Annotated in this window: 13 protein-coding genes and 1 pseudogene; 10 read left to right on the top strand and 4 right to left on the bottom strand. The window is 52.4% G+C overall.

Features of this window, described 5'->3' with window-relative positions:
- The first annotated feature begins 4 nt into the window (after positions 1–4).
- The 6 genes from LUU92_RS16835 (at position 5) to LUU92_RS16810 (ending at position 4,225) form a co-directional block, all read left to right on the top strand.
- On the top strand, positions 5–850 hold the full coding sequence (locus tag LUU92_RS16835) for a phage tail protein (RefSeq protein ID WP_257102347.1): 846 nt from the start codon (positions 5–7) through the stop codon (positions 848–850).
- Positions 825–1,031, top strand: coding sequence for a tail protein X (locus tag LUU92_RS16830; RefSeq protein ID WP_257102346.1), 207 nt, complete (start codon positions 825–827; stop codon positions 1,029–1,031). The genes LUU92_RS16835 and LUU92_RS16830 overlap by 26 nt, the downstream gene beginning before the upstream one ends.
- Before the next feature lie 73 nt (positions 1,032–1,104).
- On the top strand, positions 1,105–2,145 hold the full coding sequence (locus LUU92_RS16825) for a phage late control D family protein (protein ID WP_257102345.1): 1,041 nt from the start codon (positions 1,105–1,107) through the stop codon (positions 2,143–2,145).
- A gap of 48 nt (positions 2,146–2,193) precedes the next feature.
- On the top strand, positions 2,194–2,757 hold the full coding sequence (locus tag LUU92_RS16820) for a glycoside hydrolase family 19 protein (protein WP_257102344.1): 564 nt from the start codon (positions 2,194–2,196) through the stop codon (positions 2,755–2,757).
- Positions 2,739–3,281 (top strand): lysis system spanin subunit, encoded by a 543-nt coding sequence (locus LUU92_RS16815; protein WP_257102343.1) that lies wholly within the window; start codon positions 2,739–2,741, stop codon positions 3,279–3,281. Before LUU92_RS16820 ends, LUU92_RS16815 begins: the two co-directional genes overlap by 19 nt.
- 149 nt (positions 3,282–3,430) lie before the next feature.
- Positions 3,431–4,225, top strand: coding sequence for a DNA adenine methylase (locus tag LUU92_RS16810; protein WP_257102342.1), 795 nt, complete (start codon positions 3,431–3,433; stop codon positions 4,223–4,225).
- A 124-nt stretch (positions 4,226–4,349) separates the two neighbouring features.
- Here LUU92_RS16810 and LUU92_RS16805 read toward each other — a convergent pair whose 3' ends face one another.
- Positions 4,350–5,099, bottom strand: a complete 750-nt coding sequence (locus LUU92_RS16805) for an SOS response-associated peptidase family protein (protein WP_257102341.1) — start codon at positions 5,097–5,099, stop codon at positions 4,350–4,352.
- Positions 5,100–5,200: 101 nt separating this feature from the next.
- On the opposite strand from LUU92_RS16805, the gene LUU92_RS16800 reads away from it, so the two are divergent.
- From LUU92_RS16800 to LUU92_RS16790, 3 genes are all read left to right on the top strand, one after another.
- Positions 5,201–5,626, top strand: coding sequence for a LexA family protein (locus LUU92_RS16800; RefSeq protein WP_257102340.1), 426 nt, complete (start codon positions 5,201–5,203; stop codon positions 5,624–5,626).
- Positions 5,619–6,893, top strand: coding sequence for a translesion error-prone DNA polymerase V subunit UmuC (umuC, locus tag LUU92_RS16795; protein ID WP_257102339.1), 1,275 nt, complete (start codon positions 5,619–5,621; stop codon positions 6,891–6,893). Before LUU92_RS16800 ends, umuC begins: the two co-directional genes overlap by 8 nt.
- 315 nt (positions 6,894–7,208) lie before the next feature.
- A complete protein-coding gene (locus tag LUU92_RS16790) occupies positions 7,209–9,110 on the top strand; it encodes an AAA family ATPase (protein WP_257102338.1) in 1,902 nt (633 codons plus the stop codon).
- Between the two features lie 218 nt (positions 9,111–9,328).
- On the opposite strand, the gene LUU92_RS16785 is transcribed toward LUU92_RS16790, so the two are convergent.
- From LUU92_RS16785 to LUU92_RS16775, 3 genes and pseudogenes are all read right to left on the bottom strand, one after another.
- Positions 9,329–9,544 (bottom strand): hypothetical protein, encoded by a 216-nt coding sequence (locus LUU92_RS16785; protein WP_257102337.1) that lies wholly within the window; start codon positions 9,542–9,544, stop codon positions 9,329–9,331.
- A 591-nt stretch (positions 9,545–10,135) separates the two neighbouring features.
- The gene (locus LUU92_RS16780) at positions 10,136–11,608 is read right to left on the bottom strand and encodes a hypothetical protein (protein ID WP_257102336.1); all 1,473 of its coding nucleotides are present in this window, start codon (positions 11,606–11,608) and stop codon (positions 10,136–10,138) included.
- 495 nt (positions 11,609–12,103) lie between these two features.
- A pseudogene (locus LUU92_RS16775) lies at positions 12,104–12,310 on the bottom strand (hypothetical protein).
- Between the two features lie 1,336 nt (positions 12,311–13,646).
- Here LUU92_RS16775 and LUU92_RS16770 point away from each other — a divergent pair.
- Entirely contained in the window at positions 13,647–14,213 is a 567-nt protein-coding gene (locus tag LUU92_RS16770; RefSeq protein ID WP_256572972.1) for a YuaE family lipoprotein, read from the top strand.
- The last annotated feature ends 98 nt before the right edge of the window (positions 14,214–14,311 follow it).

Here is a 14,311-nt window from a genome sequence, read left to right as displayed (position 1 = left end):
GACCATGGAATACCTGGAGCAGATGCAGTCCGGCTTCAAATACCTGGTCAGCGCAGGCGAGGCGGGTCGGCGTAGTCTGGATGGGATGCTCGGCCCGGTAAATGGCGCGATCAGCGAAATCACTGGCGCCGCCGCTGAGCTTGAAAACGTGCCGTTTATTCCCGACGGTGTCGGGGAAAAGCTGCAACGTACTATGCGGGGCGTCAGTGCGGCGCAGGCCAAGGTCGGCGCTGTGGTGGAAACCTATAGCCGCGCTTCACGGGCGGCATCACAGATAGACGAGCGCCTTGGCGTGCTGAAGGAGCAAGCCGCCAAGGCGGGCGCCGCGATCAATCAAGTGGCGGGCAAGATCAGTCCATCGTTGGCAAACATTTTTCCAACCGAAGCGCTGGGGCTTTCGCAAACGCCACTCGCCGAAGCGGTGAAACCGTTTCCGCACCTGTTGATCATCCAACCGCTTAAGCCGAACGCACAACCGTACTACTTCAACCTGGATACGGCAGCCTTCGACGAGTTACGCCGGCAGACAGAGTTCCGGTGGGCCTCGCAAGAACGCCTCAGCCGTCGACCGGCGCAACAGGCCATCGGTATGGGCGAGGAAAAAATGACCCTCAAGGGCTCGATCTTTCCCGGCTTCAAGGGAGGGCTCAAGCAACTGGACACCTTACGCAGCATCGGTGCCCAGTTGTTGCCACTGACCCTTACCACCGGCTACGGAGAAGTGCTGGGCACCTGGTGCTTAAAGAACCTCGACGAGGAACAGAGCGCGCTGCTCCAAGGCGGGATCCCGCGCAAGCAAGTATTTACCCTGGAGTTTGTACGTTATGGCGATGACCTGCAGAACGTCTGACGGCGATGTGCTGGACACCTTGTGCAACCAGTTCTATGGGCACCTGAACGGCACCGTCGAGGCGGTACTGGCCCACAACCAAGGGCTGGCTGACCAGCCGCAACCGCTCAAGGCCGGATTGCTGATTGTCTTCCCGGACCTTCTACCGGCCACGGAGGAAACGGTGCAGCTGTGGAGTTGATAATGCTGCTTTGAATCAACCACTCATGGCAAAGCCCCGCACTGCGGGGCTTTGTCGTTTCTAGAGTATCGAGATGAAACCAATGTTTAGAATTGTCGCTGACGGGACCGACATCACGGCCCTGATCAACGACCGTCTGTTGTCCCTGCGCACCGTCGATAAACCTGGTATGGAGTCGGACGACTTCGAGCTGCGTATCGATGATCGCGATGGTGCGGTGTCATTACCCAAACGCGGCGCCGGCATTGAGATCTATCTGGGTTACGCCGGCAACAGCCTGACGCGCCTCGGCCGTTACATCGTGGATGAGGTCGAGGTATCCGGCCCGCCCGACACTATTGTGATTCGCGGTAAAGCCAGCGACATGCGCGGCTCTGGCAAAACCACCCGCACCGGCAGTTGGGAAAACGTCACCCTCGCGCAGATTGTCGGCGACGTGGCGGCACGCAATGGCTGGCAACCGGTCTGCTCGATCACAACCGTAGTACCTCGTGTCGACCAGATCGGCGAATCCGACTTCAACTTCATCACCCGACTGTCCAGGCAATACGACTGCACCGCCAAGGTCGCTGACGGCAAGTTGCTAGTGATGCAGCGGCAGGCGGGCCAAAGCGCGAGTGGCAAAACCCTCGGCGTGGTCACCATCACGAAGAGCGACGTTAGCCGCTGGCAGTTTCGCTTCGCTGATCGCACCACACAAAAAGCCGTCAAGACGCGCTACCAGGACAAAAAGAGCGGTGAGCTGGTGACCCTGGAGCTGGGTAACGATGACGTGCCAGAAGGGATGCCGCCCGTACATACCGACCGGCATATCCATCCCAACAAGTCTGCAGCGGAACAGGCCGCCAAGGCACGGCTGAATGCGTTCAATCGTTCTTCGGCAGCAGTTCGGCTGGAGATGGTGGGGCGCACCGACTTGTTTGCCGAGCGCCACATAAACGCGCAGGGCTTCAAGGACGGATTGGACGGGGATTTTCTGGTGGACTCGGTGGAACAGGTGTTCACCCAGGCCGGCTGGTCCACCACGGTCGAGTGTAATGCCGGTAAGAAAGGCAAAGCCAAGGCCAAAGGGAAGAAAGAGAAAAAGCCGCTCACCGTGCTGACGGTGCCGTGATCGCTTAACGCACTTGCCCTATCCGCAACAATAAACTTAGGAGGCGTCATGCCCATCACCGAGCAACAACTTCAACGCATCATGCCCAACGCCCGCCGCGAAGCGGGCGTTTTTGTATCTGCCTTAAACGCAGCGATGACCAACAGGAAGATCGATACACCCAAGCGCCAGGCCGCATTCCTCGCCCAGGTCGGACACGAATCGGGTCAGCTGCAGTACGTACGCGAAGTGGGCAGCGATCAGTACCTCAGCAAATACGACACCGGCTCTCTGGCGGCCAAGCTCGGCAATACCCCGGAAGCCGATGGGGACGGTCAGCGTTACCGTGGCCGTGGGTTGATCCAGATCACCGGCCACGACAACTACCTACGCTGCAGCCTGGCGCTGTTCGGCGATGAACGATTGTTGCGCACACCGGAGTTGCTCGAGCAGCCGCAATGGGCGGCAGAGTCGGCGGCGTGGTTCTGGTCGGTGAACGGGTTGAACGCGCTCGCGGATCAGGATCAGTTCAACACCATCACCCGCCGGATCAATGGCGGCCTCAACGGCCTGGAGGATCGGCTGCAGCTGTGGGGCAGGGCGAGGGCGGTGTTATGCGTATCTTCGACCTGATCCCTGCGCAGTTCCGTATCGCTGCAGCCGGTGTGCTGTTGTTGATGGTGGTCGCCGGATCTGCGGCGTTGGCCTGGACCGCCCAAGACTGGCGATATGGCCGAGTGCTGGAACGTCAATCCCGGCTGCAAGCTGACGCCCTCAACGAGTTATCCCAAGCGTCTGCTGCCCTGAAGCGTACCGAGCAGGACAAGCGCCTGGCCCTGGAGCAGCGCCTGCACAACAACGACGAAACCCACCATAAGGAATTGACCGATGAGCAAACCAAGCAGGCTCGTCTGCGTGATCGCCTGGCTACTGCTGATCTGCGGCTGTCAGTCGTTCTCGCCGCCACCGAAACCACCGGCAACTGTGCAGTGCCAACCACCACCGCCACCGGCCGCGTGGTTCATGGCACCACAAGAGCCCAACTTGACCCAGCGCATGCTCAACGAATTATCGGAATCACCGATGCCGGCGACCAAGGATTGATCGCCCTACGGGCCTGCCAGGCCTACGCAAAAGAAATCTCAACACCGAAGTAAAAGGAGCGGCCGGACAGGATGCGTCAACATCCAACCCGGCCACCTTCCCCGCAGATCGACCCTGCAAGTCCAGCCAAGGCTCCTGCTTCGTGCACAAAGCGGAGCGAGCCTAGCACTGTTTATTCATACAGCAAAGGTCTTGCTTTCATATGTCCACACCCATCATCCCTTGGATGGGCGGCAAGCGCCGCCTCGCCGACCGCCTGATCCCTCTTTTCCCACCGCACGAATGCTACGTTGAAGTCTTTGCCGGCGGCGCCGCGCTCTACTTCATGCGTCCCCAGGCCGCGCCGGTTGAAGTCCTCAATGACATCAACGGCGACCTAGTGACTCTTTACCGCGTTGTGCAGAACCACCTGGAAGAATTCATACGCCAGTTCAAATGGGCGCTCAGTTCTCGGCAGGTGTTCGAGTGGCAGAAGATGACCCGCCCTGAAACCCTTACCGATATACAACGCGCCGCCCGATTTTTCTACCTGCAGCACCACGCCTTTGCCGGCAAGGTGACAGGGCAGACGTTTGGCACCGCGACCACTGGACCGGCTATCAACCTGCTGCGGATCGAGGAGAATCTTTCGGCAGCTTGGCAGCGTTTGTCCGGAACTTACGTTGAAAACCTGAGCTGGCTTGAATGTGCCGAGCGCTACGACCGTGCCCATACGTTCCACTACATGGATCCACCTTACTGGCAAACCGCAGGCTATGGCGTAGACTTTCCTTTTGAAAACTACGAGCGAATGGCCGATTTCATGCGGACCTGCAAGGGTAGGGTTATGGTCAGCATCAATGATCATCCCGATATCCGGCGGGTGTTTGAAGGCTTTCATTTCGAGACGTTGGATATCCGGTACAGCACAGCTAACCAGCGCCAAGGTAAAGCCGAGATGAGCGGTGAGTTGGTAATCATGAATTGGGAGCCGGCAGCGTTGGGTGGGCTGTTCTGATAGGCGCCGCAGTCTTGAACCGGTGGCGCGTTGCCCTCACTGAACTAAAGTTGCCCCTGTAGCTCGTACTGCAGTCTTTTAACTTCACACTGGGTAGCAGATGGATAAGCAACTCGCGGGTCTTTCATTTCTGCTTACCCTGGTGTGGATCTCTGCAGTCGCCTTCGTGATGTGGTACCTGAGCTGATCTGTCTGGCTCGATCAGTTCCTGTCCCTGATTTCTAACATTCCCTACGGCCTTGCCTACGGGAAACCATTCAAACTCTTCCGTGGGTTGGCACAATTCCTTTGCAATCTCCTCCGCTCGCGATGGAGTTATGCCGGGATCAAGCCACTCGTTGGCGTGTTCTGGCGTCAGTACCAAAGGGCGCCGGTCGTGGATATCGACCATGCCCTGATCGCTTGCGGCGGTGATAATGACAAAACCATCGCCCTCATGAGGCTCCAACCCTGGATTGACCTGGGCAAGCGCCCCGAAGAACATCGGGCGCCGGCTCTTCAGACGGATGAAGTAGGGCTGCTTCTTCTTCGGGTCGTCTGGGTCTTTTACCCATTCATACCAGCCTTCACTGGGCACAATGGCCCGGCCATTCGGCCAGAGCTCTTTGAAGAACTTCCCGGTGGTGACCGTCTCGACCCTAGCGTTAATCGGATCCGGACGTTTTCCCTTCGCCCAGAACGGTGCCCATCCCCATTTCACTGCATCGATATGCAGCCCATCCTCAGCTGTGTGTAGAACCTGCACCCGCGTTGACGGTGCCACGTTGTAGCGATCAATAGGCTGAGCGTCATACCCGCTGAACAGCTCTATCTGCGGGCTCAGCTCTTCAATGAAGATCGCCATCCCTTCGTATTGCACGAATCGCCCACACATACGCACCTCTCCGCTTGTCGAAATTCCCTACAGAAAAATTGACCGCAAGCGTCCTACAAAGTTAACTGTACATTCATACAGTAATTGTAAAAGGCCGCATCATGAGCTTCACCATTCTAGGTCCCATCGCTGAGCTCGGCGCGAAGTTGCCGTTGTGCTCGTTCCAGGTTCCGGCCGGTTTTCCTTCGCCGGCAGCGGACCATATCGAGCAGCACATCTCATTGGATGAGGTCCTCAATATCCGTGCGCCCCACGTGTACCTGGTGGCGATCACCGGTGAGAGTATGCAGGGCGTCGGGATCTTCGATGGTGACCTGGCTGTTGTAGACCGTGCCATTGAGCCGATCCATGGGCATGTGGTCGTGGCACTGCTGAATAATGAGCCCGTCTGCAAGCGCCTATGCAAGCGCGGCCGGGAGGTGGTCCTGCTTTCCGAAAACCCCAAATTCCCGGCACGCTACGTTCTCGAAGGCGACGAACTGTCGATCTGGGGCGTGATCACCAGCACAGTGCGCAGCCATGTCTAAGCAGCCAACCTTCGCACTGATCGACTGCAACAGCTTCTATGCCAGTTGCGAGCGGGTATTCCGGCCAGACCTGGCGAAGGTGCCCATCGTGGTGCTGAGCAATAATGACGGCTGTGTCATCGCCCGCAGCTACGACGCAAAGCCCTTCATCAAGATGGGCGAGCCGTATTTCCAGATCAAGCACAAGCTCCGGCAGCACGGCATCGTCCCGTTCTCCTCCAACTATGCACTGTACGGCGACATGAGCGAGCGCGTGATGAGCCTGATCGAGGCGATGGTGCCGGCGGTGGAGGTGTACAGCATAGACGAGGCGTTCGCCGACCTGACTGGTATCGGTGAGCTGGATGCTTTAGGCCGGCAGATTCGCGCTCAGGTGCTTCGTTGCACTGGCATCCCTGTCGGTGTAGGTATCGCTCACACAAAGACCCTGGCGAAGTTGGCAAACCACACCGCGAAGCGCCTCCAGTCCCAAACCGGTGGGGTGGTCAACATCACCGACCCGGTTAAGCGTGACTGGGTCCTGCGCAATACGGACGTGGCGGAAGTGTGGGGTGTCGGTCGAAAGATGAAACTCCATCTTGATGCCATGGGTATCAAGTCGGCTATGGACCTGGCTAAGGCCGATCCTTGGACGCTCCGTAAGAAGTTCAGCATTGTGATCGAGAAGACGGCCAGGGAGTTGGGCGGCACGCCTTGCCTGGAACTGGATGAGCCGGATCCTCCAAAGCAGGAGATCTGCTGCAGCCGCATGTTCGGCATGAGGCTGACAGAGCTGCCGCCAATAAGAGAGGCGGTGGCCACCTACATGATGCGTGCCTCTGAGAAGCTCCGCGCTCAGAAATCGCTGTGTAAGAAGGTACGCGTGTGCATCCGCACGGGCATGTTCAATCCGGAGGAGGCGAAGTATGCCAATGGGGTGGTGGTGGATATGCCGTATCCCACCGACGACGTGCGGCTGCTTACTCAGGCAGCGGTGGGTGCGCTTGATCGGATATTTCGATCAGGTTTTAAGTACAGCAAGGCTGAGGTGATGTTGCTGAACCTCTGCCACCCTGGTGAGTACACCGATGATTTGTTTGCAGTATCACAGCCGGCTGAGGCAACGAGGGTGATGACAGTCATGGACCAGATCAATGAGCGATGGGGTAGGGGCACGCTGCGTTCGGCTTGTGTGCCGGCAGTTCCTGATTGGGGAATGCGCCGCGATATGATGAGCCAAAGTTATACGACTAAGCTTGATCAGCTCTGGTCTGTCGCCTGTATGTAGGGGCGGCTTTCGGCCAGAAGCGGACAGTCTAACTGGGACTAGGCTGGTGTCTCTGAGGCTCGAAAGCATCTATGAAACTCGGGGCGATTCAATTCGCTCGCCCTTCTTAGCCTTTGACAACGCAAAATAGTTTAGCTATGTAAAGATCGATGGTCGTCACCTCGCCGTTTTTCGAGGGTGCAAATGCCCCTATAGGTAAATATCGAGCTCGTTAGAGAAAAAAGGCGAGCTCTCTAGCGATTTTATCTTCTCTGTCCTATATTTACGTAGCGCACTCTGTGACGCAAAAAATGACAATAATTAAAGGGTATTTACGTGGCGAAAATAAAAAGTTTCACCATCAAAAGATTCAAGGGAATTGAAAGCGTCAGTATCGATATCGCCAATAAGTCGAATAGCCCAGTAATAACACTGATAGGACTTAATGAAAGTGGAAAAACAACTGTTTTAGAGGCTCTTTCATTGTTCGTTACTGGCGACAAGTCTGTCGCTAGTATTTTTGACGGACAATTCGCAGCAAGCTCTGCTATTCGTCTTATCCCTATGCACCTCAAAGCTGCATTCTCAGACGCGGTTGAAATTCAAGCCGACATCGAAGTCCACGAGCAAGATATACAAGAGCTTGTTGATCTTGCAAAGAAGAATTCCTTGGTTCTTGACGAAAAATCAATAAAAAGAAACTTCACGCTAGTTAAGAAGTTTTATTTTGAGGATAGCGCTCTTAAGCGGACTATAAATGAATGGGCAATAAGCTTCACAGTTAAAAAGCCTAGAGGAAAACAAAATATCAAGCTCGACAGGCCAGATCAAAAGGTCAATGATATTGATTTTTGGTTGATTGCAATCAATCATCTTTCCACAAAGATCGAGCGAGTATCTTACTTTCCAACTTTCTTAGTGGACATGCCTGCGAGAATCTATCTTGAAGAGTATGAGGGCGAAACGGCAATCAATAGGCATTATCGATTTGCCTTTCAAGACATACTTGACAGTTCGCAAGCTGGCATAGACATAGGGAAACATGTTTGCGATAGAATTAGAGAGTTCAAGGCAAAGCAGAACAACCAAAACTGGCTCTCAATGCTTTTTGGTAGCCCTAGCAAAGGACTAATAGATTCTGTGTTTCAGAAAATATCAAGCACTATAACAAGAGAAGTCTTAGGTAGCTGGCAAAGAATATTTCAGCGATCAATATCAGCTAATAGCATCACGGTTGACTGGGGGATTGACTCCCAAAAAAATGATGTGCCCTATGCAACCTTCCAAGTTTCTGATGGGGAATCTAGATTCTCAATTAATGAAAGGTCTCTCGGATTCAGGTGGTTCTTTTCCTTCTTGTTATTCACCGCATTCAAAAATACGAGCGACAGGAAAACTATCTTCATCTTCGATGAGCCCGCAGCTAACTTGCACGCTAAGGCACAGGCAGAACTTCTGAAAAGTTTCTCGCGAATTGCCTCTAATGGAAATCGAATAATTTACTCCACTCACAGTCATCACATGATTAATCCACAATGGTTAGGATCAGCTTATATTGTTGAAAATTCCGCTCTGGATTATGACAAGCCCGACAATTTTGGGCTAGATACGAAGCCTACCACGATATCAGCAATTCCTTACCGCAGATTCGTATCAGATTTTCCCTCTAGATCAAGTTACTTTCAACCAGTCATCGAAAGGTTAGAGTATGTCCCTCCAGAGTTGATTGGGGCGGGTCCGTATCTAATTGTAGAGGGAATATCTGACTACTACGCACTGGAATTGGCGCGCAAAGTATTAAAAAAGCAAATTAATTTTAGCATTATGCCTGGCGTGGGGTCCGGGGCTTCAGACCCGGTCATAAGTCAGCTCATGGGGCAGGCACAAAAGTTTTTTATTCTCTTAGATGATGATAAGGAAGGTATAAAAGCCGCCAAACGTTATAAGGATGAATGGTATCTGACGGGAGAACGTGTTGCTACGATAGCGTCTGTTGATGCCAGCTTCTCGAATATGGCTTTGGAAAAGTTACTAACCAGCATCGACTTGGAAATTATAAAAAATGAGCTAGGTATTGCATCAAAGCCGACAAAGAAACAAATAGGATGGTATTTGGCTGAGGCATGCGGTACGCCGTCACCAGATACCAAAAAACTATCTCCTGAGACTCTATCTAAATTAGAGCTAATTCTTGATTATATGCAGACCACCTTTGATGCCCAGCCCCCGTTTTACTAAAGGATAACCAAGCATTATGACCAGCTTTCGATTTCAGCCAGCGCGTACTAGAGTGCGCGGCTGAATCGCCACAGTTTAGCAGATGATTTGAAGGTCTGCTTCTGGACGGAAGGTGCCGCTCTCAAACGTCCGCTTTTGGCCGAAAGCAGTCTGTCATACAAGTTTATATTGAGCATCGCCGCTTGCCCGCTGCGATTCTGAAAGGACACAGAAGTGGCTTAGCCGGCACTCGAACCCTTGAGCTTGGCTAGGCCCTGTTTGATGTGGCCAGCGTTTTCACCAATCGTTTGCAGTGCTCCGCGGATATTCTCCCCCACTTCTGACTCCCCCTGCTGTTCGACATGTAGTGTCAGCTCCATCAAGGCGGCCTCAAGGGCCAGCTGGTTGGTGTACATCCTCTCCAGTACATCTGACAGTGAATAATCACCTGGCATGGCGTCGACTCTTTTCAAGAAAGGTACAAGCATAGTACCGGTAGTGCCTTTGTCACGCAGGAAACGCGGATTGCTTAGAAATTGCTACAAAGCAGAGAGACTTCGGCGTGTTAGCCAATTTGGCTGGTGCGTTCGAGGAGGGCTACGCCCAATCCATCATCGGGCGGATCGTTTCTCTAGAGCCTCGAGCGCCGAGCGTGGGGCAAAAATTGAGCAAACCATACGCCAATCTTTGCCATCCAATGCCAAATATGCGTTTATGCAACAGGATGCATGCACGCATTACAGCCAGCAACCACGGGGCTATCCGCAAAACCGCGCTCATACCCCTACACAATCGGGGGCTGAGCGATGCGACGTAGCGAGGGGCTGCTTACGACCCTAAGCTGCCCTCCGCGAACTGCTGGGCCAAAAGTAAACGCTCAAATATTTATTAAAATTTGATCGATTCATTCCTCTAGAATAAATTTTGGGTAGATAAATTTGAGTCGCTTGCTCGACTGCGAAGTGATCAAAATTAACTCGGCCTATATTGACCAAAAGCTGAGCCTGCCTCATTAATTGTTTCGAGTTTATACCCGTTTTCTTTGCTTAACGCAGCTTAATGGCTTCTATAAGTTTCTTTAAGTCGTCTGTGCTGATTTTGTCTAGGACTTGCATTATTGGCGGCTTTTCTGTGTGATTGCCATCCAATGTTTTTGATGCATTAAAAGCGATAGCCTCAATAGCTTTGGCGATCAATTCTTGTTGTAGACTTTCAGTGCTGGCTCCGAGGTCTTGCAGCTGTTTCTTGTAACTCTCATAGGACGATGCAAATGCTTCTTTGTGAGCATATTCTTGCTGTAGGCGCTCGTACTGACTGCGCCTGGTTGCCGAAAATACGGCTAACCAAATCACAGGTAACGCAATAGGGAGTCTCGCCAGCATCGTTCGAAGCATCTCATCCCACCCAACAGCCTTAACTAGTAAGACTTGGGGAGGCCAGAGAGTGACGCTGTCAATTACAAAAAAAAGACTACCAAAAATCAGCGCTGCCATAGAGCCATAAAAGATGTTTGTGTAATTTTTAATGGGGGATTCGAAACGATCTTTCAATGTCTTATAAGATGATGCTAAGCCCGCGCTAGTCGCACCTGGTAGTAGAGCCTCAATCTGCTTAAACATGGTTTTGTGACGTGTTTCATGTTCGGCTTCTTGTGTTTTTAATTGTAGTATTCTGGCGGCTACCTCAGCTTTTAAACCTTTCTGTTGGTCATCCTGGTTTTCTAGAGAGGTTAATCCAAAAACTTGATCATAAAAGGCCTGTAGCTCGGCCGTTTTTGTTTTGGAAGACTCAAGCAGGATTGTTAGGTTTTGATGTATATCTGAAGTTTCTTTGTGGGTGGATTTGATGATCGTAGAGAGAGAGTCCGGCCCTTCGAGTAAAGCCTGGTGTAGGTCTGAGACCTCTCGATGTTTTGCTTCGGTATCAACGACTAAATTTTGAATATTCTGCTCGGCACCAGGTTCACCCTCAACCCCTTCAAAAAGGTAGATATTTACAAGTCTCACTTTTTGCTCGATTTCGGAGATGGAGGAATCACTGGCTCTTGCGTTTTCCAGCGCCTGCGATAGTTGAGACGTTATTTCGGCTGACTTGACGCGGAATGACTGAAGGTGTTCTGAAACTGTTTCAGAGAAACTCTGACTGGCATTGCCATATCCAGTAAGAGCTTCGCTGGGAGGCACCATATAAGGACGGACATAGGTGAGTATGTTGTCGAAGTGCTCGTTGGCTGTTACAAGGTGCGTAGCATTTCTATATGAGTTGTAGTTATTAATCTGTTGTACGCAAGCTTGCGCTTGTGGTACGCAGCTGGTCCAGACTGACTTGGGCGTAAGCTCCGGATCAATATTACATATAATTTCGTCTACAAAGGTGATTGCTTTACGAAGTCGCGCCAGCTCCTCGACAGTCGTTGTTACTGTCTCATCATCAACAGTAACCTCTGCAATTTTTGTAGTCAGTGCTTTCCAGTTTTCGTGAAAAGCCCCTTCTTGAAATTCGCGACTCCATCTTGTCATAACAACTCCTTTTGATTCGGCATGCCTAACATTTGGCTACAGTGCGGACAGTAATTGTCGCGATTTATATGATCTTGAATAAGTTAAAAAACCTGGCGTCACATACTAATTTTCGTGTGATATTGTATTGCCATGCAGGCTAAAAGCAAGGTCTTAAAGGGCCGCGCTGACGTTGGAGAATTATGCTGCATCAGCCTCCGTTGAACGCAGCCTTTTGCCCCATGGCGCAGGCGCGCGACAGGCTACTTTCAGGCGATTCCCCCTTGCGCGCCGTACGTTAAAGTCACCTACGAGTAACCGCTCCTGGCCGGCCGCTGTCGCTGGCGGCCGAAGGATTTTGACCCACAGCTGACGTTGGTGGCAGGCAGAAACCGGCCAGAAACGGGCGCTCGCAATGAGTCTAGGGCGTGTGGCGATTCAATAAGCGCCTTTGCGTCATCCAGGTTTGAAGGTTTTGCGATTTGGGCAACGGGCTGTAGATGTCCGTGCGATCAATCAGGGGGTATTGAGAGCGGCTAAGGTTAGCTTGATGAATTCTTCGTTCCTGTCGATGGTGTCCAGTGCACCGGGCACGTTGTCGGCGATTTCGGTGTCGCCTTGCTGCTCAACTCAGTTCGTCAGCTCCATGGTGGCCGCTTCGAGAGCGAGTTGGTTTTCGTTGAATTTGGACAGCAAGGAAGGTGCTAGGTCTGTGTTCGGCATGGCTGTTCCATTGTGGAGCAGAAAGAGTAGCAGCAGGTTTTGAATGTGGGGCATGTACGGTCGTCAGGACGCCGGGGAAGGGGGGGAAACAGTTCCGAAACGTAAAACTACCCCTTCTGGAAATGGGGCCTCCAGCCTGGACGCTAATGCTGAATAATGGAACTCCGCGAGCCCTTAAAGCCGCAGCCCACTGGAGTTTGCAGAGCGGTCTTGAAAACCGGCGGACGTTAATAGCGTCTCCAGGGTTCGAATCCCTGGTTTCCCGCCAAGATTCAAACAAAAGCCCCGCGAATGCGGGGCTTTTGTGTTTCTAGGGTTTGGTGCTTCTACCCCGCTTCAAGCCTGATCGTTTCCGCATCATTTCAAGCGGTTTGCGATTGGGGCAGGTGCAGTAGTCACGACCTCCTTCTTGTGCTCGTATCGCTGACGCTAGCGCGCTCGCGAACGTTTTTTCGACGAGTGACGTGTCTAGATCAATGGTTCCGTGAGTATTGGGGTTGTCACCTCGAGCTTCGGCGTCTACCCTGAAAATGTATGGATTGTTACGAATAATTTCGGAGGCGCCAGTTTTTGAGGCGCGATACTTCAGGACGAGGAACGAAACATGTTTTCACACGAGGGTCCCGCAATAGAGCTGTTGTTGTTCGTTTTTGGTCTGGCTGGCGTACTGCTCGTCGCTTGGTTTATTCATCATCAATACGAACGTAAAAATGGGAAGGGCGTTAAAAAACAACAAAATCGTAGCGAGGGTCGCTCAACCTAAGGTCCTTTTGGCTATATCCATTCGAGCCAGTCGTTTCCGGCTGGCTTTCAATGACTACTCCTCTACAGAACAGATCCAGCGATGATTGTGCCGATATGGCGCACGGATGAAATGGACGTCTGAAACCATCTTCATCCCGCGTCCCTGAAGCGCTTGGGTCAGTTGTACGAGTGTCTCTGCTTGGATAGTCATTGCTGTCACCTCATCAGATTTACTGCGTTCATAATTCCTGACCGGACGGACAACTGACTAATTCAAATTTTCTACAGCGCTGATTGATGTATGAATCGCATTGGGGGTGAACTGCGTGACGTTTGCCCGGCTTTGCTCTCGCGCTGGGTGGTGGTATCCAGTTCACACTCCGATGCAGCCTTTTTGAAGGCGACCCATCCTCATGGGGATCTCGACTGCGCACCTTGATCCCACAGTCATTAGCCCATTGGATTTGTGCCATTCCTGCCAAGCTTTTCCTCGTCATCTCTTTGATTTTTTACTACTATTGTTCACCTGCGCACTCAAGGAAGAGCGGCTGAGCGCCTTGAGTCTGGTAGAAAATGTACGCTCGATCATGGATTGAGTGATGACTTTTACCCAGAACCTAACGACTCAGCCAACCCCAAATACCTCTTGGTGAAACCGATGAATAAAATGTGTGGCATCGTTGTAGTGGTAGGTCTTGCTCTCTCGGGATGCGCTACGAAAACCCCAGAAAAACCTAAAGAGACTCCCCCTCCAGCCGTCGTCCATGAAGCACCCGCTGAAGCCGCGCCTTCGACACCACCAGAAAATTTCACTGTGCGATATGAGGCTGCACCTGCGAACCCACGTCCTGTAGCCCCAATCAATGTCTCCCAGGAGGCTGCTCAGGAAGAGTCTGAAACAAACTTGAACCAGAATCGCGCCGAGCAATGCCGTAAAGAGCTCGATGTTCTAAGGGTGTACAACAAGGCGTCTTACGATAAATACGAGGCGCAATACCAGGCCATTGCTGCCAAGACGGCCAAGTACATGGAAGTCAAAGACTCGTTGGGTCCTGATTTGAACTACATGGTGATGCCGGCCTATCAATTTCAAATTCGTGAGTTCTGCTTCCGGGTCAAGACCCGTTTGACGGAGCTTGTGCTTCGCCAAGCCAAATAATCGTTCCACGTCAGGGTGAGTCTTTTGCCAATTGAAACGCTGAAAAAGATGTTCATTTCTGGTTGATTTGCCCAGGACTACAAAAGCCAATGCCCCGA

Origin of the sequence: Pseudomonas extremorientalis (genome assembly GCF_024584605.1) — a bacterium.
Classification (GTDB): domain Bacteria; phylum Pseudomonadota; class Gammaproteobacteria; order Pseudomonadales; family Pseudomonadaceae; genus Aquipseudomonas; species Aquipseudomonas extremorientalis.
Note: the sequence above shows the minus strand (reverse complement) of the source record. Positions and strands in the feature narration are given on the sequence as shown.

Excerpts from the sequence above, each read along its gene's own strand:
- LUU92_RS16835 (WP_257102347.1), top strand. The coding sequence starts at position 5 with ATGGAATACCTGGAGCAGATGCAGTCCGGCTTCAAATACCTGGTCAGC.
- LUU92_RS16830 (WP_257102346.1), top strand. The coding sequence starts at position 825 with ATGGCGATGACCTGCAGAACGTCTGACGGCGATGTGCTGGACACCTTG.
- LUU92_RS16825 (WP_257102345.1), top strand. The coding sequence starts at position 1,105 with ATGAAACCAATGTTTAGAATTGTCGCTGACGGGACCGACATCACGGCC.
- LUU92_RS16820 (WP_257102344.1), top strand. The coding sequence starts at position 2,194 with ATGCCCATCACCGAGCAACAACTTCAACGCATCATGCCCAACGCCCGC.
- LUU92_RS16815 (WP_257102343.1), top strand. The coding sequence starts at position 2,739 with ATGCGTATCTTCGACCTGATCCCTGCGCAGTTCCGTATCGCTGCAGCC.
- LUU92_RS16810 (WP_257102342.1), top strand. The coding sequence starts at position 3,431 with ATGTCCACACCCATCATCCCTTGGATGGGCGGCAAGCGCCGCCTCGCC.
- LUU92_RS16805 (WP_257102341.1), bottom strand. The coding sequence starts at position 5,099 with ATGTGTGGGCGATTCGTGCAATACGAAGGGATGGCGATCTTCATTGAA.
- LUU92_RS16800 (WP_257102340.1), top strand. The coding sequence starts at position 5,201 with ATGAGCTTCACCATTCTAGGTCCCATCGCTGAGCTCGGCGCGAAGTTG.
- umuC (WP_257102339.1), top strand. The coding sequence starts at position 5,619 with ATGTCTAAGCAGCCAACCTTCGCACTGATCGACTGCAACAGCTTCTAT.
- LUU92_RS16785 (WP_257102337.1), bottom strand. The coding sequence starts at position 9,544 with ATGCCAGGTGATTATTCACTGTCAGATGTACTGGAGAGGATGTACACC.
- LUU92_RS16780 (WP_257102336.1), bottom strand. The coding sequence starts at position 11,608 with ATGACAAGATGGAGTCGCGAATTTCAAGAAGGGGCTTTTCACGAAAAC.